The sequence below is a fragment of the Streptomyces sp. WZ.A104 genome (assembly GCF_002382885.1).
In the GTDB taxonomy this organism is placed as follows: Bacteria; Actinomycetota; Actinomycetes; order Streptomycetales; family Streptomycetaceae; genus Streptomyces.
In genome coordinates, this window is the sequence record NZ_NWVL01000019.1 from 88,114 (window position 1) to 111,894 (window position 23,781).

Genomic DNA, 23,781 nt, shown 5'->3' on the forward strand with positions numbered 1-23,781 from the left:
CCAACGCCCTACCGAGGAGGAACGACAGCGTGACCTACGTCATCGCGCAGCCTTGTGTCGACGTGAAGGACAAGGCCTGCATCGAAGAGTGCCCCGTCGACTGCATTTACGAGGGCCAGCGGTCCTTGTACATCCACCCGGACGAATGCGTCGACTGCGGAGCCTGTGAGCCGGTCTGCCCGGTCGAGGCCATCTTCTACGAGGACGACACTCCGGAGGAGTGGAAGGACTACTACAAGGCGAACGTCGAGTTCTTCGACGACCTCGGTTCGCCGGGCGGTGCTTCCAAGCTCGGTCTCATCGAGCGCGACCACGCGTTCGTCGCCGGACTGCCGCCGCAGAACCAGTAGAACGGCGGCACCACGTGCGCAGCCCGGTCCCGTACGGTCAGTCACCGTGCGGGACCGAGGCGTATCCCCGTACGGCCGCCGCCGCGCACGCAGCCGCCGGTACATGAACAGCCCGAGAAAGCAGAGCCCTGTGTCCGCAGTCTCCTCCCGCCTCCCGGCATTCCCCTGGGACAAGCTCGCGCCGTACAAGTCGACGGCGCAGGCCCACCCCGACGGTCTGGTGGACCTGTCCGTCGGCACCCCGGTGGACCCGGTGCCCGAGCTGATCCAGCAGGCGCTCGTCGCCGCGTCGGACAGCCCCGGCTATCCGACGGTCTGGGGCACCGAGGCCCTGCGTGACGCGCTCACCGGCTGGGTGGAGCGCCGCCTCGGGGCGGTCGGGGTGACCCACGCGAACGTGCTGCCGGTCGTCGGCTCCAAGGAGCTGGTGGCCTGGCTGCCGACGCAGCTCGGCCTCGGCGCGGGAGACCGGGTCGCCTACCCGCGGCTCGCCTACCCGACGTACGAGGTCGGCGCCCGGCTCTGCGGTGCCGAGCCCGTCGTCTACGACGACCCGACCGAGCTGGACCCGGCGGGGCTGAAGCTGCTCTGGCTCAACTCGCCCTCCAACCCGACCGGGCGGGTGCTGGCCAAGGGCGAGCTGACCCGGATCGTCGCCTGGGCGCGCGAGCACGGCGTCCTGGTCTTCAGCGACGAGTGCTACCTGGAGCTGGGCTGGGACGCCGAGCCGGTCTCGGTGCTCCACCCGGACGTCTGCGGCGGCGACTGCACGGGACTGGTCGCCGTCCACTCCCTCTCCAAGCGCTCCAACCTCGCCGGATACCGGGCCGCGTTCATCGCGGGCGACGCGGCCGTCCTCGGTGAGCTGCTGCTGATCCGCAAGCACGGCGGGATGATGACTCCCGCCCCCGTCCAGGCCGCCACCGTCGCCGCTCTCGGCGACGACGTGCACGTGTCCGAGCAGCGCGCCCGCTACGCGGACCGCCGCCTCGCCCTGCGGTCCGCCCTGGAGGCGCACGGCTTCCGGATCGAGCACAGCGAGGCGAGCCTCTACCTGTGGGCCACCCGCGACGAGCCGTGCTGGCAGACCGTGGCGTACCTCGCGGAGCTGGGCATCCTGGTGGCGCCCGGGGACTTCTACGGGGCGGCGGGCGAGAACTTCGTCCGGGTGGCCTTCACGGCGACCGACGAGCGGGTGGCGGCGGCGGTCAAGCGGCTGTCCTGACGCACCTGGGCGTACCTACGCGTACGCGGGAGGGCCTGAGGGGTGCGCACTCCTCAGGCCCTCCCGCGCGTTCACGGAGTGGTGAATCAGCCGACCGGCAGACCGCCCGTCAGGCCGTCGGTGGGCAGGCCGCCGCCGAGGGCGTCGGTGGGCAGGCCGCCGCCCAGAGCGTCGGTGGGCAGGCCACCCCCGGCGGCGTCGGTCACACCGCCGACGGCCTCGCCCGCGTTGCCCGCGGCCTGGCCCGCGGTCTCCTGGGCCGCGGGGGCGGCGACCCTGGCGGTCTTGCCCGCGGTCTGGCCCGCGGCCGGCAGGGCGGTGCCGACGAGACGGCCGCCGGTGTCACCGGCGGCCTGGGTGCCCTGCTGGGCGGCGCTGTCCACGGTGTTGCCGAGGCCGGCGCCGTCCAGTGCGGTCAGACCGCCCAGGTTCGGGGTCTGCGGGAGCTCTGCGGCGCCCGCGGCGCCGGCCGCACCGACCACGGGGGCTGCACCTGCGGCGATCAGCAGCGCGGTACGAGCGATCCGACGGGCCAGGGGGAGAGACATGATGCTCCTTCGACGGGATGTGCACGAATGTGTCTGTCCGTTGATCGGACGCACTGACAACCGCCTTGGGGGAGGGGAAAGTTGCGGTGGCCGAAGGTAAAGACTGAGTAATGCGTCCGATAATCCGCAGCGGAGGAATCCGGGCAAACAATGCATTCCGCGGTGGTCCGGCGAACCGTCACTTCCCTTGCGGCGCAAGGGGATCACGGCAGGGCGAGCGCATCGTCGGAAGGTGCGCGGGAGAGGTCCGGGGCGAAGTCCCTCAAGGCCCGTACGGGTGATAGGTCGTACTACTGGGCGACCCGGATCGCGACCGCCGCGGTGCCCGGTTCCTCACCCTTCGGGCGTTCCGTCCGCCAGCCCGAAGAGGCGTCCCAGACCCGGTCCGCGTAGCTCACCCGCTCGATCCGCAGCGCCTCGGAGTGGGCCACGGCCCAGTGCGCCAGCTCCCACCCGCGGCGCGGTGCGGCCTTGCTCCCGGCCCGGTCCGTCGTCGCCGGGACGGGCACCGAAACGGTCGCCGAGGCGGACGCGCCCGCGGTCTTCGCGGTGGGCAGCACCTTCTTCCCGAAGGCGCGCACCAGTTCGGTCCGTACCTGCGCGGCGTCGCCCGGACCGTCCGCGGTGGCCGTCGAGGGGGTGCAGTTCAGCACGGCGGGCTTGCGCCCGGTCAGCGCGGCGGCCAGCAGCGCGGCGTCCGGCTCGTGCTTCGCGTACGCCTGCGGGAAACCGCTGCGCTGCACGCGCTGCGCGGCCACGGTCAGCGGGAGGCGCGAATAGCCCGGGACCTCGGCGAGATGCTCGTAGAACTTCCCGGCCGAGTAGACCGGGTCCATGATCTGCTCCACGGTGCCCCAGCCCTGCGAGGGCCGCTGCTGGAACAGGCCCACCGAGTCCCGGTCGCCGTAGTCGATGTTGCGGAGCGTGGACTCCTGGAGCGCGGTGGCCAGCGCGATCGTGACCGCCCGCTCCGGCATCCCCCGGGTGGTGCCGACCGCCGAGATCGTCGCCGCGTTCGCGGCCTGGGCGAGGCTCATCTCGTACCTGTGCGAGGTGCCCCCGTCCTCGTCCGTCGCCTCCACGACGCAGCGGGGCTGGTTCTTCGAGCCGGAGGAGTCGTACTGCACGGCCAGATACCCGCCCAGCGCCGCGAGCACGGCGAAGGCGGCCGCGTATCGGAGGAGGCGGCTGCGACGGCGAGGGCTGGCTGTCCTGGGCACGGGCCCACGGTACTGGAGGCCCCGGCCGGGGCCTCCACCCAAGTCCCTTAGGGTCGGGGCCATGGCCGACAGCACGCTTGACCTCACTCTGGACGGACCCGCGCTCACCGCCCGGCTCGTCGATCTCCCCTCGGTCAGCGGGGAGGAGAAGGCCCTCGCCGACGCGATCGAATCGGCTCTGCGCGCCCTGCCCCACCTGACCGTCGACCGGCACGGCAACAACGTCGTCGCCCGGACGAACCTGGGCCGCTCCGAGCGCGTCGTCCTCGCCGGGCACATCGACACCGTGCCGATCGCCGACAACGTCCCCTCGCGGCTCGACGCGGACGGCATCCTCTGGGGCTGCGGGACCTCCGACATGAAGTCCGGCGTGGCCGTCCAGCTGCGGATCGCCGCGACGGTCCCCGAGCCCAACCGCGATCTGACCTTCATCTTCTACGACAACGAAGAGGTCGCCGCCCACCTCAACGGCCTCGGCCACATCGCCGAAGCCCACCCCGACTGGCTCGCCGGAGACTTCGCGGTCCTCCTGGAGCCCTCCGACGGCGAGGTCGAGGGCGGCTGCCAGGGCACGCTCCGGGTTCACCTGCGTACGACGGGGGAGCGGGCGCACTCCGCGCGCAGCTGGATGGGTTCCAACGCCGTCCACGCCGCCGCCCCGATCCTGGCGGCCCTCGCCGCGTACGAGCCCCGCCGCCCGGTCATCGACGGCCTCGAATACCACGAGGGCCTCAACGCCGTCGGCATCGAGGGCGGCGTAGCCACCAACGTCATCCCGGACGCCTGCACCGTCGTCGTCAACTACCGCTACGCCCCCGACCGCAGTGAGGAGGAGGCGATCGCCCACGTCCGCGAGGTCTTCGCGGACTGCGGCGTGGCCGAGTTCGTCATCGACGACCACTCCGGCGCGGCCATGCCCGGACTCTCCCACCCCGCCGCCCAGGCGTTCATGACCGCGGTCGGCGGCACCGCGCGGCCCAAGTTCGGCTGGACCGACGTCTCCCGCTTCGGCGCCCTCGGCGTCCCCGCGGTGAACTACGGCCCCGGCGACCCGATGTACGCCCACAAGCGCGACGAGCACGTGGCGGTCGAGAAGATCACCCACTGCGAGGACCGCCTCCGCTCCTGGCTGACCGGCTGACCGCCGGACGCACGGCATTCCCCCGCGCGTAACCTCCCTGGATCTACGCTGGCCGGACGCAGCACGACACGTACGACCCAGCACGACGCAGGTCGGTGGAGGGAGCGGAACATGGGCAACGCCGAGGACGCACGGATTCCCGAAGGTGCGGAGGTCCCCGAGGGCGCGGTGGCCCCCGAGGAGCAGTGGCTGGGTCCGGTACTGCGCCGCAGGGAGCAGGTCCAGCCCGGCACGACCGATCAGCGGCTGCTGGACTCCGAGGGCGATTCCGAGTGGGTGCACACCGACCCCTGGCGGGTGATGCGCATCCAGTCGGAGTTCGTCGAGGGCTTCGGCGCGCTCGCCGAACTGCCGAGCGCGATCAGCGTCTTCGGCTCGGCCCGCACGCCCGCCGGGTCGCCGGACTACGAGGCCGGGGTGGCGATCGGGAAGGCCCTGGTCGACGCGGGCTTCGCGGTGATCACCGGCGGCGGCCCGGGCGCGATGGAAGCCGCCAACAAGGGCGCCCGGGAGGCCAAGGGCGTCTCGGTCGGCCTCGGCATCGAGCTGCCCTTCGAGTCGGGGCTGAACCCCCACGTCGACATCGGCGTCAACTTCCGCTACTTCTTCGTCCGCAAGACGATGTTCGTGAAGTACGCCCAGGGCTTCGTTGTCCTCCCCGGCGGCCTCGGCACTCTGGACGAGCTCTTCGAGGCGCTGACCCTCGTCCAGACCGGCAAGGTCACCCGCTTCCCGATCGTCCTCTTCGGCACCGAGTACTGGGGCGGCCTGATCGACTGGCTCCGCGACACGGTGGTCGCCCAGGGCAAGGCATCGGACAAGGACCTGATGCTCTTCCACGTGACGGACGACGTGGAGGAGGCGGTCATGCTGGTGACGAAGGAGGTCGGGCGGTGAACGGCTGAGCCCGCCCGGCAGAACCGAGCCCGTCCGGCAGAACCGAGCCCGTCCGGTAGAACCAAGCGCGTTCGGCAGAACCGTGCTTGTACCGGCAGAACCGAGCCCCTCCGGCGAAACCAAGCCCGTCCGGCGATTGAGGACATCTTTTCAGCCCTCCGGCGCTTGAGGCGCGGGGCCCAGGGGCAGCGCCCCGGGCCCCGCCCATCGGGCAGGCGCCCGGCGCCAGGCCCTACGCCAGCCCCCTCCGCGCCACGGCCGGAGGCCGGTGCCCGGCAATCGACGCCACCATGTCCAGCACCTGCCGCGTCTCCGCCACCTCATGCACCCGGTACACCTGCGCCCCCAGCCACGCCGAGACCGCCGTCGTCGCCAGCGTGCCGATGACCCGCTCCTTCACCGGCCGGTCCAGCGTCTCGCCGACGAAGTCCTTGTTGGACAGGGACACCAGCACCGGCCACCCCGTCTCCGCCATCTCCCCGAGCCGCCGCGTCGCCTCCAGCGAGTGCCGGGTGTTCTTCCCGAAGTCGTGACCCGGGTCGATCATGATCCCGTCCGGCCGCACCCCGAGCTCCACCGCCCGCTCGGCAAGCCCCACGGTCACCCGCAGGATGTCCGCCATCACATCGTCGTACGCGATCCGGTGCGGCCGGGTCCGCGGCTCCGCGCCGCCCGCGTGCGTGCACACCAGCCCCGCCCCGTACCGCGCCGCGACCTCCGCGAGCTTCGGGTCCACCCCGCCCCACGCGTCGTTCAGCACGTCCGCCCCGGCCTCGCAGACCGCCTCGCCCACCTCGTGCCGCCAGGTGTCGACGCTGATCACCACGTCCGGGTGGCGGCGGCGGACCTCGGCGACGAACCCCACCGTGCGGCGCGCCTCCTCCTCCGCGTTCACCTCCTCGCCGGGACCCGCCTTCACCCCGCCGATGTCGATGATCGCGGCACCCTCGGCCACCGCCTGCTCGACCCGGGCGAGCGCGGGCTCGTCCTGGAACGTGGCGCCCTGGTCGTAGAAGGAGTCCGGGGTCCGGTTCACGATCGCCATGATCACCGGCTCGTGCGGACCGAATTCCCGCCGCCCCAGCCTGAGTGCACCGCTTCGCATCCCCTGTCTCCTCCTCAGTAGCCCGCCTGCGACCCTAACGGTCGGCCCGACCGGTCAGTGCCGCATGCTGTCAGTGCCTCGTGGCACGATCGGTGCCGGACGAGGTTTCCGCCCCGGGGAGATACGCGTGTTCTGGTTCTTGCTGCTCACGATGGTCGTGGTCGTCACGGCGGTCACCCTCGCGGTGGTCGGCGGCGGCGGGAGCCCGGTGCTCCAGGACGTGGAGCCCGAGCGGTTCACCGATCCGCTGCCCACGACCCGCCCGGTCGGCCGGGCCGACATCGAGGGGCTGCGCCTCCCGATGGCCGCGCGCGGCTATCGCATGGCGGACGTCGACGAGGCGCTGTCCCGGCTCGGCGCCGAGCTGGCCGAGCGGGACGCCCGGATCGCGGAGCTGGAATCCGCCCTGGCCGGTGTGCAGGCGGCCGCGGTGTCGACGGGCACCGACCTGTTCAAGCGGCCGGGGGACCGGCCCGCCGAGCCGCGCGGCCGGGAGAACGGCGGCGCGGAACCGGCCGAGAGGGACGAGCGATGAGCGGCGGAGCCGTGGCGGCCCCCGACGGAGGCCTGCGCTGCCCGTGGGGCCTGTCCGCCGAGGACTACCTCGACTACCACGACACCGAGTGGGGCCGCCCGGTCCACGGCGACGACGCCCTGTTCGAGCGGCTCTGCCTGGAGGCCTTCCAGTCCGGGCTGTCCTGGATCACGATCCTGCGCCGCCGCGAGACCTTCCGTGCCGCCTTCGAGGGATTCCGGATCGGGGCGGTCGCGAAGTTCACCGACGCCGACCGGGAGCGGCTTCTCGCCGACCCGGGGATCATCCGCAACCGGGCCAAGGTCGACGCGACCCTCGCCAATGCGAAGGTGCTCGCCGACTGGCCGGCCGGGGAGCTGGACGAGCTGATCTGGTCCTACGCCCCCGACCCGGCCGGCCGGCCCGCCCCGCGCACGCTGTCGGACGTGCCAGCCGTCACCCCCGAGTCCACCGCGCTGGCCAAGGCGCTGAAGAAGCGCTCGATCCGCTTCGTCGGCCCCACCACCGCCTACGCCCTGATGCAGGCCTGCGGACTGGTCGACGACCACCTCGCGGACTGCGTGGCGCGCGGCGGCGGCAGCACGGCTCGCTGAAGGGTTACCGACTCCCGGGGCGGAAGGGGCTACTTCCCGAGGTAGACCGGCTTCTCCTTGGCGAGGAACGCCTCGACCGCGATGGTGTGGTCCGCCGACGCGCCCGCCCGGGTCTGGAGTACGTCCTCCTTCTCCAGCGCCTCGGCGAGCGTGTGCCCCGCGCCGTAGGCCATCGACTCCTTCAGCGCCGCGTACGCCACCGTGGGCCCGTCGGCCAGGGTTCGGGCCACCGAGGCGGCCTGCTCGGCCAGCTCGGCTGCCGGGACAACGCGGTTGACGATGCCCAGCTCGTACGCGTCCTGGGCGGAGATCGAACGCGGGAAGAACAGCAGATCGGCGGCGCGGCTCTGCCCGATCAGCCGGGGCAGCGTCCAGGACACGCCGGAGTCGGCGGTCAGCGCGACGCCCGCGAACGAGGTGTTGAAGGAGGCGGTGTCGGCCACCACCCGGTAGTCGGCCGCCAGGGCGAAACCGAACCCGGCCCCGGCCGCGACGCCGTTCACCCCGGCGACGACCGGCTTCGGCATCTCGGTGATCGCCCGCACGATCGGGTTGTAGTGCTCCCGTACCGTGCTCAGCGCATTCCCGCTGCCCGACTCACGGGTCGCCGCGAGCGAGGCGACGTGCTCCTTGAGGTCCTGGCCGACGCAGAAGGCGCGCCCGGTGGCCGTGAGCAGAACGGCCCGGACGTCCGCGTCCGCCGACGCCTCCACCAGCGCGTCCCGGAGCGCGACCTTCGCCGCGGTGTTCATCGCGTTCATCGCGTCGGGTCGGTTGATCGTGATTGTCGCGAGCCCCTCGCTCACGTCGTACAGAACGGTGTTCGCCTGCTCGTCGGCCATTCCGGTATCCCCTCGCTGCTCGGGCATCGTTGCCACTGGAGGCAAGCATGGCCGACGCCGACCGGGGCAGAGATGTGACCTGCGTCTAACAATTGGCTCTCACCTGGGAGGCCGGGGTGGCGCAGTATCGCAGCCGGATCGCCGAATTGGGGGGTTTTGCGAGAGCGCGTTGCGCAAGCGATGCGGACCGATGTTGGTCATCGGGGTCCCTGATGCGGGATAATGGCGAAGAAGCAATGTGTTCGATGCCGGTGAGGCAGCGCCTGTCATGGGGCCGCCGGTTGCGATGAGCTGGTTTCAGGAAGGGGAACGAGCATGGCGGCCATGAAGCCGCGGACGGGCGACGGCCCGCTCGAGGTGACAAAGGAGGGGCGGGGCATCGTCATGCGCGTTCCGCTCGAAGGCGGCGGTCGGCTTGTTGTCGAGCTGACTCCGGACGAGGCCGATGCCCTCGGCGACGCGCTGAAGAAGGTCGTCGGCTGACGCGGAACGCCCATCACCTTCACCGCTGCCCCGGTACGGCATCCACGGATGCCGTACCGGGGCAGCGGTGCGTTCCGGGGCCGTACGGGAACATCGGGGAGCGACAGGGAACACCCGGGCGTACGGGGTCAGCCGCGCCGGACCGCGCAGAGCAGGCCGTCGCCGACCGGCAGCAGGGTCGACATCAGCTCCTGGCTTTCCCGCACCGCCCGCAGCAGGTCCCGCAGCCGCAGTACTTCGGCGGGCTGGGCGGCGGAGTCGACCGTGCGGCCGTCCGCGAAGACGCCCTCGAAACAGACCAGGCCGCCGGGCCGCAGCAGGCGCAACGATTCAGCGAGCACGTCGAGGCTCTCCAGCCGGTCGCCGTCGCAGAAGACGAGGTCGTAACCGCCGTCCGCGAGCCGGGGCAGGACGTCCAGGGCGCGGCCGGGGATGAACCGGGCCCGGTTGGTGGCGAAGCCCGCCTCGCGGAACGCCTCCCGGGCGAACTGCTGGCGCTCGGGCTCGGGGTCCACCGTGGTCAGGACGCCGTCCGGCCGCATGCCGTGCAGCAGATAGATGCCGGACACACCCGTGCCCGTGCCGATCTCCGCCACCGCCTTGGCGTCCGCGGCGGCGGCCAGCAGGCGCAGCGCGGCGCCGGTGCCCGGTGACACCGAGCGGAGCCCCAGCTCGCGGGCCCGTTCCCGGGCCCGGTGCAGGGCTTCGTCCTCGGCGACAAAGGCGTCGGCGAACGCCCAGCTCGTCTGCCGGTTGGCGGTAATGACCCTCTCCTGTCCCCGTAGTTGGCGCAACGGTGACTGTATCCGCTGGACCCGGGAACCCGCAGATGGGACCGGGCGTTGTGCAAGGAGTGGGGGAAGCGCAGTGACCCGGCCCGCGGATCGGACCGGTGAGCTGCGAGGAAGTTCCGGGCCCTGCCCGGCCCCAACAGCGAAAAGGCTTATCCGGAGCTAACGGGCGAGGTGGCTATGGTAGGGGCTCCACTGGACACCACCAGAGCCGATAGGGGAGGTGCGGCTGCGCCTGTGGATCGGGGAGGGGTGCTGAGGCGCCTTCTCAGGTCGGCCGGTGAGCCGAAATCCGTGACCAACATTGCTGACCGTTCTTCCGAAGACTCCGCACCGACCGCGACCTTCGCCTCTGATGCGGATTCTCAGGCGTGGACCCCGCCCTCATGGGAAGAGATCGTCAGCACGCACAGCGGTCGCGTGTACCGCCTCGCCTACCGGCTGACAGGAAACCAGCACGACGCCGAGGACCTCACCCAGGAGGTCTTCGTCCGTGTGTTCCGCTCGCTGTCGACGTACACCCCGGGCACCTTCGAGGGCTGGCTGCACCGCATCACGACCAATCTCTTCCTCGACATGGTCCGCCGCAAGCAGCGCATCCGGTTCGACTCGCTGGGCGACGACGCGGCCGAGCGGCTGCCGAGCCGTGAGCCGTCCCCCCAGCAGGTCTTCAACGACACCCACTTCGACGCCGATGTGCAGCAGGCGCTGGACACCCTCGCGCCCGAATTCCGTGCGGCCGTGGTCCTCTGCGACATCGAGGGCCTCAGCTACGAGGAGATCGCCGCGACCCTCGGGGTGAAGCTCGGCACCGTCCGCAGCCGCATCCACCGGGGCCGCTCGCATCTGCGCAAGGCCCTCAAGCACCGTTCGCCCGAGGCCCGCGCCGAGCAGCGCTCCCTGGCGGACGCGGTCCTGGCGGGGGAGGGCGGAACGGCGTGAGTGGTACAGGTCCGACCCCTGCCGAAGCGCACCTGGGGGACCGGCTCGCCGCGCTGGTCGACGGCGAGCTGAATCATGACGCCCGCGAGCGGGTCCTGGCACACCTGGCGACCTGCGCCAAGTGCAAGGCCGAGGCCGACGCCCAGCGCCGCCTCAAGAGCGCCTTCGCCATGTCCGCCTCACCTTCGCCCTCCGAGGGGTTCCTGGCCCGCTTGCAGGGCCTTCCCGGGGGTCCCGGCGGCGACGGCACCGGCTCCGGTTCACCGTTCGGTGGCCGGGGGCCCTTCGCCGACGAGTTCCACCCCGGGCTGCGGCCCTCCACCGGCGGCACCCGCACCGACACCGCGCGCTCCCCCCTGGACGGCTTCGGCTACCTCCCCGCCGCGCACGGCTCCACCGCTGTGCTGCCCGGCGCCTCCGGTTCCGGTTCGGTCTTCCGCATACACGAGGTGTCCCGCGACGCGGACCGTTCGCCGTGGCGCGGGCGGCGATTCGCGTTCGCCGCGGCCAGTGCCGTCTCCCTCGCGGCCATCGCTCTCGGCGGCACCCTGCCGCTGGAGTCCGGCGCCGAGTCCCCGCTTCGCGCCGAGGGCAGCGGGAACAACGTGACTCCGCTCGACGCCGAGACCCGCGCCGAGAACGGCACCGACGCGGTCAGCCGCCGGGGCGGCGGCGCCCTCGCGGTGACCGGCGACGACGCGGCGACGGGACAGCCCCCGAGCGGCACGACGGCCTCCGGGACGAACGGGCTGCCCCCGTCGCTCACGGGCACGGCGACTCCGGCGGATCCGGCCGTGACGCCGCCGGTGAACCGGCAGGCGGCGACGGCCGCACCGCTGCTTTTCGGCCTTTCCGCGCCGACCGGACGCCCCTTCACGCTTCCCGCGCTGAACGTGTCCGTGCCGCCGCTGATACGCCCGACCGCCTCCGGTACCCCGCTGCTCGCGGCTGCCCTCGGCGGCGGTGCGCTGTCGAAGCCGCCCCCGGCGGCAGTCCCCTCAGGACCGTCCCCGTCCGTGCCCGCCAACGATCTGGCGAGCCCCCTTTCCCCGCGCCGTTGACCGGACCCTGCGCGGGGATTCGCGAACCTGGTTGAATTCCGGTGAGGGACGCCTCTGTGGGGCGTGCAGAGGCCAGTTGCGGGGAGAGCATGGACGACGGGAAGCACACCGGGCCGCAGGCGCAGTGGTGGAGTCGCCCCACGGGGCCGAAGAGCGAGTCGCAGGCCACTACGGCGTCCCCGGCCGTCACCGAGGACGCCTCGGCCGGTACGCAGGGCGCCCCGGAGGCGGCCGCCCCGGCCGTACCCGGCACCCCCGACCCGGTGGACACCCGCCGTACCCCGGACGCCCCGGCTCAGGATGGCCCGGACGCCCCGGCACCGGATGCCCCGGACACCTCGGCTCCGGATGCCCCGGCGCCCGGAGCGGTCGGCGGACGAGATACTTCCGGCTCCTCGTCGGACGCGTACGGCCACCCGGGCCCGGCCTCCCGCCCCGAAGGCCAACCGCTGCACCAGCCCGACGAGTACAGCACCCCGCCCTACGGCGGCCCCGGCCCCTGGGCGCCCGCGCCCCCGGTGCAGCGGCCGACGCCGCCGCACGGCACCGCCGTACCGCCGCAGGCCGGCGGCCCGTCCCCGCGGTACGCCGCGACGAACGGTGCGGGTATCCCGGCCCCGGCCCCCGCCCCCGTCCCCGGCCCGGCACCGCGGTCCGCGCCCGAGGACAGCTTCGTAGCCCCGCCCCCGCAGCCGAGCGACGGCTTCGCACCCCTGCAAGCCCAGCACCCGCAACCCCCGGCGAACCCCGTGCCCCCGGCGAACCCCGTGCACGCGACGCACTCCGGGCCCGACGCACACGCACCACAGCAGCACACGCAGTGGCTTCAGTACGACCCCTGGGGCGCCCCGGGGCAGCCGCTGACCCGGGGCGGGCCGCCCGAAGGCACCGAGCCGGGGCGGAAGAAGCGCCGCCGGGGTGGGGCGTTCGCGGGCGTGCTCCTGCTGACCCTGGTCGCGAGCGGCATCGGCGGCGGAGTCGGCGCGTACATCGAGCGCAACGGCGGGCTGACCACGGTGGAACTGCCGCAGGCCGGCCGGGACAGCGGCGACCGGGCGCCCGAGAGCGTCGCGGGCATCGCCGCCAGCGCCCTGCCCAGCGTGGTCACCCTGCACGTCAGCGGCACCGCCGAGTCCGGCACGGGCACCGGCTTCGTCCTCGACGGCCAGGGCCACATCCTCACCAACAACCACGTCGTCGCCCCGGCCGGATCCAGCGGGGACATCACCGTGACGTTCAGCAGCGGTGAGACGGCCTCCGCCGAGCTGGTCGGCAAGGACAGCGGCTACGACCTCGCGGTCGTCAAGGTCCGCGGGGTCTCCGGACTCAAGCCCCTGCCCCTCGGCAACTCCGACAATGTGCGGGTCGGCGACCCGGTGGTGGCGATCGGCGCCCCCTTCGACCTGTCCAACACGGTGACCTCGGGCATCATCAGCGCCAAGCAGCGGCCGATCACCGCGGGCGGCGAGAAGGGCGACGGCAGCGACATCAGCTACGTCGACGCCCTTCAGACCGACGCCCCCATCAACCCGGGCAATTCCGGTGGTCCCCTGGTCGACGCCAAGGCCCACGTCATCGGCATCAACAGCGCGATCCGTGCGGCCGACAGCGGCAAGGGCCCCGAGTCCGGCGGCCAGTCGGGTTCCATCGGCCTCGGCTTCGCGATACCCATCAACCAGGGCAAGCGCGTCGCCGAGGAGCTGATCAACACCGGGCGGGCGACCCACCCGGTCATCGGCGTGACGCTCGACATGAAGTTCACCGGCGACGGGGCCAAGGTCGGCACGAAGGGCGCCGACGGCGGACCGGCCGTCGCGAAGGACGGTCCGGCGGACAAGGCGGGCATCCGGTCCGGCGATGTCATCACCGAGGTCGAGGGCCAGCGGGTGCACAGCGGGGAGGAGCTGATCGTGAAGATCCGGGCCCACCGTCCGGGTGACGATCTGGACCTCGTCCTGACCCGGGGCGGCGAGGAGCGGACCGTGACGCTGACCCTCGGTTCGGCGGGCGGCACGTGACGGCCATCGCAAGGTACCGCCCGGACACGTTCGACAGGTACCGTTGAGCGGTCCGGAGGCCGGAGAGCCCCGGTCGGGGTCGCACGGAGAACACGCGGAGAACACGAGGAGCAGCTAGGTGTTCAATGACATAGGCGCACTGGAGCTGTTGACGCTCGGAGTGCTGGCCGTGCTGGTCTTCGGCCCCGACAAGCTCCCCAAGCTGATCCAGGACGTCACGCGCACCATCCGCAAGATCCGTGAGTTCTCGGACAGCGCGAAGGAAGACATCCGCTCGGAGCTGGGTCCGCAGTTCAAGGACTTCGAGTTCGAGGACCTCAACCCCAAGACGTTCGTCCGCAAGCAGCTGATGGACGGCAACGACGACCTGGGGCTGAAGGAGATCCGCGAGAGCTTCGACCTGCGCAAGGAGATGGCGGACGTCACCGACGCGGTCAACGGCCGCTCGGCCGCCCCGGCCGACTCCGCCAACAGCGCGGCGAACGGCTCCGTCGGCGCGAACGGGGCAGGCCCGTCGACCAGCCTCACCAAGACCGATGTCACCACACCTGACCTGCTGAAGAAGGCCCCGGCCGCCGACCGGCCCGAGCGCCCGCCGTTCGACGCAGACGCCACCTGACCCCGGTCAATCCCGACTCGTCCGGACGGTATGGCTATTCTCCATCTGTCCGGTTGCGAGGACGCCCACGCCCGCGGGGGGCGGGCCGCTCCGGATCTTGACTGATCGAGGAGGCGGCCGCTCAGATGGAGACGACGAGTCGGGTGGATACGGACGGTGCCCCGGGCACGGTCACGGCGGAGGGCGTGCCGGCGGCCCGGCGGACCGTCGACGGCTACCTGGAAGCGCCCTTCCCCTGGTACGGGCTGGACGAGGCCTTCACCGGCCCGCGCTGGCTGATGCAGGTCGGCACGGCGGCGGACGGCACGGTCCAGCACGGGTCGGTCGGGCACGGCCACGAGCCGTCGGTGAAGACCGACGGGGCCGCCGCCGAGAAGGAGCGGTTCGCGGTGGTCACCACCGTGGCGGCGAGCCCGGTGCGGCGCAGCGGTGACGGTACGGGTGTGCTGGACGCCACCACGGTGTCCTCGGCGGCCTGGCTCGCGGGCTCCGGCCTGCTGGCGTACACCTGGCCGCCGCTGATGGACCACTCGCTGCGCGACGACTGGCTGGACCAGCAGACCGAGACGGCGTTCACCCTCGCCGACGACCTCGGCAGCGCGCCCTGGTCGACCCTGTCACTGCCGGTGGACGGCGTGCCCGTGGAGTTCCACTACCGCGAGTCCGAGTTCGGCTGGGTGCTCGCCGGGTCGGCGCACACGGGCGTGCACATCGGGGCGTACGGGCGGGGGATGAGCGCGTACGGGCTGGGCTTCTCGGTCGTCAAGGACATCGAGACATACGCGTAGCAGCGTCACCGGGCGGGCCGGCCGACCACCGGCCCGCCCGGTCACCTCATGCGTGGCCGGGCACCGGCCCCGCCCCGTGAACGGGTGTCAGAACTTGTTGCGCGGCGTGATGCCCAGCGACATGCCCGACAGGCCGCGCTGACGGCCGCCCAGCTTCCCGGCGATCGAGCGCAGCGCGCTCCCGGCGGGGGAGTCCGGGTCGGACAGGACGACCGGCTTGCCCTCGTCGCCGCCCTCGCGCAGCCGTACGTCGATCGGGATCGAGCCGAGCACCGGCACCTCGGCGCCGACCGTCTTCGTCAGGCCCTCCGCGACCCGGGCGCCGCCGCCCGAGCCGAACACGTCGACCATCTCGTCGCAGTGCGGGCACGGCATGCCCGACATGTTCTCCACGACGCCGACGATCTTCTGGTGGGTCTGCACGGCGATCGAACCGGCGCGCTCGGCCACCTCGGCCGCCGCCTGCTGCGGGGTCGTGACCACCAGGATCTCCGCGTTCGGCACGAGCTGCGCCACCGAGATCGCGATGTCGCCGGTGCCCGGCGGCAGGTCGAGCAGCAGGACGTCCAGATCGCCCCAGTACACATCGGCGAGGAACTGCTGGAGCGCCCGGTGCAGCATCGGACCGCGCCACACCACGGGCGCGTTGCCCGGGGTGAACATGCCGATGGAGATGACCTTCACCCCGTGCGAGGACGGCGGCATGATCATGTTTTCGACCTGGGTGGGCTTGCCGTCGGCGCCGAGCATCCGGGGCACGCTGTGCCCGTAGATGTCCGCGTCCACGACGCCTACCTTCAGCCCGTCCGCCGCCATCGCCGCCGCGAGGTTCACCGTCACCGAGGACTTGCCGACGCCCCCCTTGCCGGAGGCGACCGCGTACACCCGGGTCAGCGAGCCGGGCTTGGCGAACGGCACCTCGCGCTCGGCGTTGTTGCCGCGCAGCGCGTTCGCCAGCTCCTTGCGCTGTTCGTCGCTCATGACGTCGAGGGTGACCTCGACCCGCGAGACGCCTTCGACCCGGGCGACCGCCTCGGTCACGTTGCGGGTGATCGTCTCGCGCATCGGGCAGCCGGAGACCGTGAGATACACCGTGACAGCGACTGCACCGTCAGGATCGATCTCGACCGATTTCACCATGCCCAGCTCGGTGATCGGGCGGTGGATCTCCGGGTCGTTCACTGTCGACAGTGCCTCAAGCACCGCGTCTTCCGTAGCCATACCGACGATGTTACGGCGCTGGACCCTACGCGCGGGTAGCCCCTCAGCGGTCGCCTTCGTCACTCTCGGCCGGGATCAGCATCTGCCGGTCCTCCATGTCCTTCACCATGTCCTGGAGCTCCGAGCGGATCCAGTCCCGGGTGGCGACCTCGCCGAGGCCCATCCGCAGCGCCGCGATCTCCCGTGTCAGGTACTCCGTGTCCGCGATGGAGCGCTCGTTCTGCTTGCGGTCCTGCTCGTGCGTGACCCGGTCGCGGTCGTCCTGCCGGTTCTGCGCGAGGAGGATCAGCGGCGCGGCGTAGGAGGCCTGGAGGGACAGGGCCAGGGTCAGGAAGATGAACGGGTACTCGTCGAAGCGCAGGTTCTCCGGCGCGAAGATGTTCCACACCACCCAGACGATGATGGTGAGCGTCATCCAGACGATGAACCGCCCCGTCCCCAGGAAGCGGGCGATCCGCTCCGAGAACCGGCCGAACGCCTCCGGGTCGTACTCCGGCAGCAGCCGCCGCCGGGGGGCCCTCGGCTGGTCGATCCGGGCCCGAGGGGGCCGCACCAGGCCCGAGGCGCCGGTCGACGCCGCCTTCGCCCGCTCATCGCCCGCCATGACCGATCCCCTCCTCCCCGTGCAGATCCGTCTCGCGCCAGTCGTCGGGGAGCAGGTGGTCCAGGACGTCGTCCACGGTCACCGCGCCCAGCAGCGAACCGCTCTCGTCCACGACGGGCGCCGAGACCATGTTGTAGGCGGCCAGGTAGGCGGTCACCGTCGGCAGCGGGGTGTCCGGCGACAGCGGCACCAGATCGCTGTCCACCAGCGAGCTGACCAGGGTGAACGGCGGGTCGCGCAGCAACCGCTGGAAGTGCACCGTGCCCAGGTACTTCCCGGTCGGCGTCTCGTCGGGCGAGCGGCACACGTAGACCTGCGCGGCCAGCGCCGGCGACAGGTCCGCCTGCCGGACCCGGGCGAGCGCGTCGGCCACCGTGGCGTCCGGCCGCAGCACGATCGGCTCGGTCGTCATCAGACCGCCCGCCGTCCGCTCCTCGTACGACAGCAGACGGCGCACGTCGGCCGCGTCGTCCGGCCGCATCAGCGTCAGCAGCCGTTCCTTGTCCTCCTCGGGCAGCTCGGAGAGCAGGTCGGCAGCGTCGTCCGGGTCCATCGCCTCCAGGACGTCGGCGGCCCGCTCCTCGGCGAGCTTGCCGATGATCTCCACCTGGTCGTCCTCGGGCAGCTCCTCCAGGACGTCGGCGAGCCGGTCGTCGTCCAGGGCCGCGGCGACCTCCACCCGGCGCTTGGGCGAGAGGTGGTGCAGGGCGTTGGCGACATCGGTGGGCCGCAGCCGTTCGAATGTGGCGACCAGGCGCTCCGCGCCCTGGCCGTGCTCCTCCAGCGAGAAACCGCTGACCGCCGACCACTCCACCGTCAACGTCTCGCCCTTGCGGCGCAGCGCCCCGCCGCGCCCCTTGCGGACGAAGTACTTGTCGATCTCCCAGTCGCGGCGCGCGGGCAGCTGCTGGATGGCCACGTCCAGGACGGTGACCTCCTCGTCGCTCTCCACCAGCCGCACCCGCCGGTCCAGGAACTCGCCGAGGACGAGGCGCTCGGTGGGCCGCTGCTCGAAGCGCCGCATGTTGACCACACCGGGGGTGATGACCTGGCCCGACTCGATCCCGGTCACCCGGGTCATCGGCAGGAAGATCCGGCGGCGGCTGATCACCTCGACCACCAGGCCCAGGATGCGTGGCGGCCGTCCGCCGACCCGCAGCATCGCCACCAGATCACGGACCCGGCCGACCTGGTCCCCGTTGGGGTCGAACACCGGCACCCCGGACAGATGCGAGACGAAGACCCGGGGGGCGCCTGCCGCCATGCTCCGCCTCCTTCCGTGTCCGTGCCCGTCCGGACCGGTGTCCGCCACCGGTGGCCGTCGTGAACCGCCGTACGTCCGGTCTGCCGGCCCGGCCACGCCGACCAGCGGATTTCGGCGGTACGCGGGATCAGGCTAGCCCGTACCGCCGTGCCGTGCCCTGGCGGACCCGTCCGTACGGCTGGTCGGCCGGGAGCGTGTGACTCCCGGGTACGCTGCCGTCTGCCACCCCCGATCGCCGTTGAGAGGCAGTGCGCCCGTGACCTCTTTCGCCCCGGCCGTGCGGAACCATCGCCGGACCGCCCTAGCTCTGGTGCTGTGCGGGGGGCTCGCTGTGGCTCTCACCGCCTGCGGCACGGACGAGGACCCGGACAAGGGGACCAACGGCATCGCGAAACTCACCGCGTCCGAGATCGACACGAAGGCCAGAGCGGCGGCCGACGCCGCGACCTCGGTACGCCTGTCGGGGACGCTCGTCAGCAAGGGCGGCACCTACCGGCTCGACATGAAGCTCAGCGCCAAGGGCGGCATGGGCTCGGTGAGCTCGAAGAAGCAGAGCTTCGCCCTGCTGCGGATCGAGGACGAGCTGTTCCTCAAGGCACCGGCCGCGTTCTGGACCCACGAGGACGGCAAGGGCGAGAGCGGGGCCGCCGACGCGGCGGCCGCCGACAAGCTGGGCGGCAAGTACGTGAAGGTCCCCGAGGGCGACCCCAGCTACGGGCAGCTGCGCGGCTTCACCGACAAGAAGGTCCTGCTCGACGGGCTGCTCGCGCTGCACGGAGAGCTCAACAAGGGCGGCCGCGACACGGTCGCCGGGCACCGCACCGTCCAGATCCTGGGCGGCAAGGGCGAGGGCGGGGCGTTCGACGTCTCGCTGGAGGACAAGCCGTACCCGGTACGGGTGGCCCGGGGCGGCGGCGGGGGCACGGTCTCGCTGGCCGACTGGGGGCGGTCCTTCCCCCTGGAGGCGCCGGACGAGGACGACACCGTCGACTACGGCGGTCAGCTCCCCAAGTCCTCCGGCTGAGCCCTCCCCGAACTCCGCGTCAGCGCTTGCGGCGGCGCTTGAGCAGCAGCCGGGGGAGCGCCGCGGGGACCGGCTGCCGCGTGGTGGCGGAGGTCGGCAGCGGGGCGGCCGCCAGCGAGCCGTCCGGAAGCTCGGTGCCGACGGTGTCGGGCGTCAGCCGCACCACCGTGCACTCCTTCGCCCAGCGCTCCGTCATCACCTCGGCGTCCGGTGCGTTCAGCCGCTTGCCCTTCAGCTCGGCGACCGCCGCCTCCCACTCCTCGGAGCGCGGGGAGAGCACACGTACGGTCGCGGTCCAGGCGACGATCCGGCCGCCCTTGTCCTTGCTGCGTACGGTCACCTCGGCGCGGCCGCCGTCGGCCAGGCCCTCGGGCAGCGGCTGCTCGCCGGGCCCGCCGCCGACCAGATGCGCCGCGCCCTCGTGCCAGACGTGCCAGACGGCCCGGGCCGGGCCGGTGCCCCGGACCCAGACGAGAGAGGACTTCTTCGTGGCCTCCTCGACGAGGGCCCTCTCCAGCAGGTCGGCGGCGGCATCGGGCGCGGCGGCGTCAGTCATGGGCGCGAGCTTAGACCCACCGGCAATCGGGGGCCCTGGAGACACCCACCGGCACGGCTCAGAGCCAGCCGTTGCGCTTGAGGATGCGGTGGATGGAGAAACACACCACCCCGATGACGCCCAGCACCATCGGATAGCCGTACTTCCACCCCACCTCGGGCATGTAGTCGAAGTTCATGCCGTAGACACCGCAGATCATCGTCGGCACGGCGATGATCGCCGCCCAGGACGTGATCTTGCGCATGTCCTCGTTCTGGGTGACGGTCGCCTGCGCCAGATTCGCCTGGAGGATCGAGTTCAGCAGTTCGTCAAAGCCCAGGACCTCTTCCTGGACCCGGGCGAGGTGGTCGGCGACATCGCGGAAGTACTTCTGGATGTCGGGGTCGATCAGCCGCATCGGACGCTCGCTCAGCAGCTGCATCGGGCGCAGCAGCGGGGACACGGCCCGCTTGAACTCCAGCACCTCGCGCTTGAGCTGGTAGATCCGGCCCGCGTCCGAACCGCGCGGGGAGCCCTTGGCCGGGGTGGAGAAGACATCGATCTCCACCTCGTCGATGTCGTCCTGCACGGCTTCGGCCACCGCGATGTACCCGTCGACGACGTGGTCGGCGATGGCGTGCAGTACGGCGGACGGGCCCTTGGCCAGCAGCTCGGGGTCGTCCTGGAGCCGGTGGCGCAGGGCGCGCAGGGAGCCCTGGCCACCGTGCCGGACGGTGATGACGAAGTCCCGGCCGGTGAAGCACATCACCTCACCGGTCTCCACGACCTCGCTGGTCGCGGTCAGTTCGGCGTGCTCCACGTAATGGATGGTCTTGAAGACGGTGAACAGCGTGTCGTCGTACCGCTCCAGCTTGGGCCGCTGGTGGGCGTGGACGGCGTCTTCGACGGCCAGCGGGTGCAGGCCGAACTCCCGCGCGATGCCCGCGAATTCGGCCTCCGTCGGCTCGTGCAGGCCGATCCACGCGAAGCCGCCCTCCTCCCGCACCTGAAGCATCGCCTCGTGCGGGGTCGGGATCGCGGGCGTCTCCAGCCGGCGCCCGTCGCGGTAGACCGCGCAGTCGACGACGGCGCTGGAGGCGGACGGGTCGCGGGTGGTGTCGTACCCGCTGTAAGGGGCGCTGTTCTTACGGAGGGACGGGCGCAGGGACGGGCGCACGGCGGCGCGCAGGTCACGGATCATCGACATGGCTGGCTCCTTCACGGAGGGCCGTCGGCGAGGGCGTGGAACAGCCCGGAATGGGGACGTGGGCTCACGTCCGCAAAGCGGGCGGCACCGCGCGGGCGCGATGACGGCGTTCGCTACAGACAGGCAAAAACGAAGGGCTCTTCCGTCACGCGAACCACTGGCGGGGTCGTGCGAACCGCTGGCGGGGTCGTACGAACCACTGACGGAGCGTCATCCGGGCGCGGCGGCGATGGCGGCCCGGACAGGCCGACGAGGTGTCGGATCAGCGGGAGAGACGAGGCGCGGAAGAGCGGTTGGTACTGCACGGTCGACTTGGATCCATGGCAGTCCCCACCTCCTCCGGCCGGTCCCCCGTGGGGGACGACGTGTCGTCGGGACAAAGAGAACAACGCTTCTGCGTGCTGTCCCGACCGGCGCCCACGCTATCAGCCGCCCAAGGGCCAATCCCGTACTTTGCCCATCCGTACGCGATCTATGCTCGCGGTATGGCAGAAATTCTCGCTCTGGTCGAGGCCCGGCTCCGTTCCGCCCTCGGGGAACCGGACGCCCGTGCCGATGTGACGTTCCTCGGCACGGACCGCATCGAGGTGCTGCGCTTCCTCGACGGCGATGTGGTGCGCTACGCGACGCTCGGCATGTCGGGGCAGCCGATGGCCGACCCCACCTCACCGCTCGCCGACCCGGTGAAGGGCCCCCGCGCCGAGCTGATCCTGTCGGTACGCGGCGGACTGGCCGACACCGACCAGGTGCTGCGCCCGCTCGCCGTACTGGCCGCCTCCCCGCAGGTCGAGGGGTTGATCGTGGCCGCGGGCGCCTCGCTGGACCTGGGCGAGCCGCTGTGGCCCGGGGCGCCGTTCACCTCGGTGCTCGTGGCGGAGTCCGGCGGCCTGGTGGAGGACCTGGAGCTGGACGAGCCGATGGACCCGGTGTGCTTCCTGCCGCTGCTGCCGATGACGCACAACGAGGCCGCCTGGAAGCGGGTGCGCGGTGCGCAGGAGCTCCAGGAGCGGTGGCTCGCGCACGGGACGGACCTGCGGGACCCGCTGCGTACGTCGGTGGCCTTGGACTAAGGGCCTGCCGTTTGCGCCCGGGGTGGGGATTGCGCGGTTCCCACTCCCCGCCTGCGATCGGGTGATCGTCCTTGACGCGAGGACCGGCGGAGAGGACCGTGGGTCCCTATGAGGGGCGAACCCAGTTGCCCGAAGTGCGGTGGCCGGGTCAGGGCGCCCGGTCTCTTCGCCGACGCCTGGCAGTGCTCCGTGCACGGCCAGGTCCATCCGATGCAGCCGGTCATCCCGCCGAGCGTCGAGGCGCTCGGCGTCGTGGTGCACCGGGCGCAGGTCCCCGTCTGGATGCCCTGGCCGCTCCCCGTGGGCTGGCTCTTCACCGGTGTGGCCAGCGTGGGCGACGACCGCAGCGGCGGCCGCGCCAGCGCCGTGGCCTGCTCGGGGCCCGGACCGCTCGGCGGAATGGGTGAGCTGCTGCTCGTCGCCGAGGAGCTGGGCGTCGGACTCGGCGCGCGGTACGCGGGCATCGACGGACCGGACCCCGGCCCCCATCTGAACGTCGACTCCGCCCCCGACGCCAAGGTGCACGCCGCGGGCCGCCCCACCCCCCTCTGGCACGTCAGGAACGCCCCGGAGGACCGCGCCGTCTTCGCGGGCGAGGCGCGGGGGCTGTGGCTGTGGGCGATCCTGTGGCCCGAGCAGTCGGGGCTGCTCATGTACGACGAGCTGGTGCTGACCGATCTGCGGGACGCCGGGGGAGAGGTGGACCTCGTCCCGTGCGGAGCACTCACCCCCCGACTGCTCAGCGCGCCCGAGATCCCGCCCCGGCAGACGGGCGAGCGGTAGGGGCGGGGCCCGGCGCGGCGCTCAGGTGCCCCTGCCCGGCCGAGGCGCGTTCCGCGCGGCCGGAGGGGAGGCGGGCGGCGGTTATCCTTGAGCGGTCCCCCGTCCGCCCACGAGCCCTGGAGCCAGCCGTCGTGCGTATCGACCTGCACACCCACTCCACCGCGTCGGACGGCACGGACACCCCCGCCGAGCTGGTCGCGAACGCGGCCGCCGCGGGCCTGGACGTCGTCGCGCTCACCGACCACGACACCGTCGGCGGCCACAAGCAGGCCATCGACGCGCTGCCCGGGGGCCTCACCCTCGTCACCGGCGCCGAGCTCTCCTGCCGCGTCGACGGCGTGGGCATGCACATGCTGGCGTACCTCTTCGACCCCGCCGAACCCGAGCTGGAGCGCGAGCGCGAGCTCGTCCGCGACGACCGGGTGCCGCGCGCCCAGGAGATGGTCCGCAAGCTCCGCGCCCTCGACGTCCCGGTCACCTGGGAGCAGGTCGCCCGGATCGCCGGGGACGGCTCGGTCGGCCGCCCGCACGTCGCCGCGGCCCTCGTCGAACTGGGCGTCGTGGATACCGTCTCCGACGCCTTCACGCCCGACTGGCTGGGCAACGGCGGACGGGCCTACGCCGAGAAGCACGAGCTCGACCCGTTCGAGGCCGTCCGTCTGGTGAAGGCGGCGGGCGGGGTCACCGTCTTCGCCCACCCGGCCGCCGTGAAACGGGGCGAGGTGGTCCCCGAGACCACGATCGCCGCGCTCGCCGCCGCGGGCCTCGACGGCATAGAGGTCGACCACATGGACCACGACGAGCCCACCCGGGCCCGGCTGCGCGGCCTCGCCCGCGAGCTGGGGCTGCTGGCGACCGGCTCCAGCGACTACCACGGCAGCCGCAAGTCCGTACGGCTCGGCGAATACACCACCG

General features: G+C 72.2%; 26 protein-coding genes. 16 read left to right on the top strand and 10 right to left on the bottom strand.

The genetic code is table 11. From position 1 onward, the window contains the following. The first annotated feature begins 29 nt into the window (after positions 1-29). Positions 30-350 (top strand): ferredoxin, encoded by a 321-nt coding sequence (gene fdxA / locus CIB93_RS13110; protein ID WP_003966501.1) that lies wholly within the window; start codon positions 30-32, stop codon positions 348-350. 130 nt (positions 351-480) lie between these two features. Then, on the top strand, positions 481-1,575 hold the full coding sequence (gene dapC / locus CIB93_RS13115) for a succinyldiaminopimelate transaminase (RefSeq protein ID WP_096626969.1): 1,095 nt from the start codon (positions 481-483) through the stop codon (positions 1,573-1,575). An 86-nt stretch (positions 1,576-1,661) separates the two neighbouring features. Here dapC and CIB93_RS13120 read toward each other — a convergent pair whose 3' ends face one another. Further along, positions 1,662-2,123 (bottom strand): ATP-binding protein, encoded by a 462-nt coding sequence (locus CIB93_RS13120; RefSeq protein ID WP_096626970.1) that lies wholly within the window; start codon positions 2,121-2,123, stop codon positions 1,662-1,664. 290 nt (positions 2,124-2,413) lie between these two features. After that, positions 2,414-3,343 (bottom strand): hypothetical protein, encoded by a 930-nt coding sequence (locus CIB93_RS13125; protein ID WP_179500086.1) that lies wholly within the window; start codon positions 3,341-3,343, stop codon positions 2,414-2,416. Positions 3,344-3,404: 61 nt separating this feature from the next. On the opposite strand from CIB93_RS13125, the gene dapE reads away from it, so the two are divergent. Then, positions 3,405-4,484 (top strand): succinyl-diaminopimelate desuccinylase, encoded by a 1,080-nt coding sequence (gene dapE, locus CIB93_RS13130; RefSeq protein ID WP_096626972.1) that lies wholly within the window; start codon positions 3,405-3,407, stop codon positions 4,482-4,484. 111 nt (positions 4,485-4,595) lie between these two features. After that, on the top strand, positions 4,596-5,381 hold the full coding sequence (locus CIB93_RS13135; protein ID WP_096626973.1) for a TIGR00730 family Rossman fold protein: 786 nt from the start codon (positions 4,596-4,598) through the stop codon (positions 5,379-5,381). A 232-nt stretch (positions 5,382-5,613) separates the two neighbouring features. Here CIB93_RS13135 and folP read toward each other — a convergent pair whose 3' ends face one another. Further along, on the bottom strand, positions 5,614-6,486 hold the full coding sequence (folP, locus tag CIB93_RS13140; RefSeq protein ID WP_096626974.1) for a dihydropteroate synthase: 873 nt from the start codon (positions 6,484-6,486) through the stop codon (positions 5,614-5,616). A 127-nt stretch (positions 6,487-6,613) separates the two neighbouring features. Between folP and CIB93_RS13145 the strand changes: the two genes are divergently transcribed. Continuing rightward, positions 6,614-7,021: a cell division protein DivIVA gene (locus CIB93_RS13145; protein WP_096626975.1), complete on the top strand. Its 408-nt coding sequence runs from the start codon at positions 6,614-6,616 to the stop codon at positions 7,019-7,021. Then, a complete protein-coding gene (locus tag CIB93_RS13150; RefSeq protein ID WP_096626976.1) occupies positions 7,018-7,614 on the top strand; it encodes a DNA-3-methyladenine glycosylase I in 597 nt (198 codons plus the stop codon). The genes CIB93_RS13145 and CIB93_RS13150 overlap by 4 nt, the downstream gene beginning before the upstream one ends. A 29-nt stretch (positions 7,615-7,643) precedes the next feature. Here the strand turns inward: CIB93_RS13150 and CIB93_RS13155 are convergent, their stop codons facing one another. Continuing rightward, positions 7,644-8,456: an enoyl-CoA hydratase/isomerase family protein gene (locus CIB93_RS13155; protein WP_096626977.1), complete on the bottom strand. Its 813-nt coding sequence runs from the start codon at positions 8,454-8,456 to the stop codon at positions 7,644-7,646. Between the two features lie 315 nt (positions 8,457-8,771). On the opposite strand from CIB93_RS13155, the gene CIB93_RS13160 reads away from it, so the two are divergent. Next, positions 8,772-8,939, top strand: a complete 168-nt coding sequence (locus CIB93_RS13160) for a DUF3117 domain-containing protein (protein WP_003966491.1) — start codon at positions 8,772-8,774, stop codon at positions 8,937-8,939. Between the two features lie 128 nt (positions 8,940-9,067). Here CIB93_RS13160 and CIB93_RS13165 read toward each other — a convergent pair whose 3' ends face one another. Continuing rightward, positions 9,068-9,733 (bottom strand): O-methyltransferase, encoded by a 666-nt coding sequence (locus CIB93_RS13165; protein WP_096626978.1) that lies wholly within the window; start codon positions 9,731-9,733, stop codon positions 9,068-9,070. 177 nt (positions 9,734-9,910) lie between these two features. Between CIB93_RS13165 and sigE the strand changes: the two genes are divergently transcribed. The 5 genes from sigE (at position 9,911) to CIB93_RS13190 (ending at position 15,158) form a co-directional block, all read left to right on the top strand. Then, positions 9,911-10,672: an RNA polymerase sigma factor SigE gene (gene sigE / locus CIB93_RS13170; protein WP_179500089.1), complete on the top strand. Its 762-nt coding sequence runs from the start codon at positions 9,911-9,913 to the stop codon at positions 10,670-10,672. Then, a complete protein-coding gene (locus CIB93_RS13175) occupies positions 10,669-11,733 on the top strand; it encodes an anti-sigma factor (RefSeq protein ID WP_096626979.1) in 1,065 nt (354 codons plus the stop codon). The genes sigE and CIB93_RS13175 overlap by 4 nt, the downstream gene beginning before the upstream one ends. Positions 11,734-11,822: 89 nt before the next feature. After that, positions 11,823-13,751, top strand: a complete 1,929-nt coding sequence (locus tag CIB93_RS13180; protein WP_096626980.1) for a S1C family serine protease — start codon at positions 11,823-11,825, stop codon at positions 13,749-13,751. A gap of 118 nt (positions 13,752-13,869) precedes the next feature. Beyond that, positions 13,870-14,370, top strand: a complete 501-nt coding sequence (locus CIB93_RS13185) for a sec-independent translocase (protein ID WP_096626981.1) — start codon at positions 13,870-13,872, stop codon at positions 14,368-14,370. A 125-nt stretch (positions 14,371-14,495) separates the two neighbouring features. Then, on the top strand, positions 14,496-15,158 hold the full coding sequence (locus CIB93_RS13190; RefSeq protein WP_096626982.1) for a hypothetical protein: 663 nt from the start codon (positions 14,496-14,498) through the stop codon (positions 15,156-15,158). 87 nt (positions 15,159-15,245) lie between these two features. Here the strand turns inward: CIB93_RS13190 and CIB93_RS13195 are convergent, their stop codons facing one another. From CIB93_RS13195 to CIB93_RS13205, 3 genes are read right to left on the bottom strand one after another with little or no spacing between them, the layout of a single operon-like run. Continuing rightward, complete coding sequence (locus tag CIB93_RS13195) at positions 15,246-16,379, bottom strand: Mrp/NBP35 family ATP-binding protein (protein ID WP_096626983.1); 1,134 nt, start codon at positions 16,377-16,379, stop codon at positions 15,246-15,248. Positions 16,380-16,422: 43 nt separating this feature from the next. After that, positions 16,423-16,983 (bottom strand): DUF1003 domain-containing protein, encoded by a 561-nt coding sequence (locus CIB93_RS13200; RefSeq protein WP_096626984.1) that lies wholly within the window; start codon positions 16,981-16,983, stop codon positions 16,423-16,425. Continuing rightward, a complete protein-coding gene (locus CIB93_RS13205; RefSeq protein WP_096626985.1) occupies positions 16,970-18,247 on the bottom strand; it encodes a magnesium transporter MgtE N-terminal domain-containing protein in 1,278 nt (425 codons plus the stop codon). The genes CIB93_RS13200 and CIB93_RS13205 overlap by 14 nt, the downstream gene beginning before the upstream one ends. A 256-nt stretch (positions 18,248-18,503) precedes the next feature. On the opposite strand from CIB93_RS13205, the gene CIB93_RS13210 reads away from it, so the two are divergent. Next, the gene (locus tag CIB93_RS13210; protein WP_096626986.1) at positions 18,504-19,271 is read left to right on the top strand and encodes a hypothetical protein; all 768 of its coding nucleotides are present in this window, start codon (positions 18,504-18,506) and stop codon (positions 19,269-19,271) included. Positions 19,272-19,290: 19 nt separating this feature from the next. Here CIB93_RS13210 and CIB93_RS13215 read toward each other — a convergent pair whose 3' ends face one another. Continuing rightward, positions 19,291-19,827: a hypothetical protein gene (locus CIB93_RS13215; RefSeq protein WP_096626987.1), complete on the bottom strand. Its 537-nt coding sequence runs from the start codon at positions 19,825-19,827 to the stop codon at positions 19,291-19,293. Between the two features lie 58 nt (positions 19,828-19,885). Then, positions 19,886-21,013, bottom strand: a complete 1,128-nt coding sequence (locus CIB93_RS13220) for a magnesium and cobalt transport protein CorA (RefSeq protein ID WP_096626988.1) — start codon at positions 21,011-21,013, stop codon at positions 19,886-19,888. A gap of 485 nt (positions 21,014-21,498) precedes the next feature. Here CIB93_RS13220 and CIB93_RS13225 point away from each other — a divergent pair, with 485 nt between their 5' ends. The 3 genes from CIB93_RS13225 to CIB93_RS13235 all read left to right on the top strand — a co-directional run. Further along, on the top strand, positions 21,499-22,083 hold the full coding sequence (locus tag CIB93_RS13225) for a suppressor of fused domain protein (RefSeq protein WP_096626989.1): 585 nt from the start codon (positions 21,499-21,501) through the stop codon (positions 22,081-22,083). 108 nt (positions 22,084-22,191) lie between these two features. Continuing rightward, positions 22,192-22,866: a DUF6758 family protein gene (locus CIB93_RS13230; RefSeq protein WP_096626990.1), complete on the top strand. Its 675-nt coding sequence runs from the start codon at positions 22,192-22,194 to the stop codon at positions 22,864-22,866. A 131-nt stretch (positions 22,867-22,997) separates the two neighbouring features. Next, positions 22,998-23,781, top strand: a 784-nt coding sequence (locus CIB93_RS13235; protein WP_096626991.1) for a PHP domain-containing protein, incomplete at its 3' end; no start/stop codon positions are given.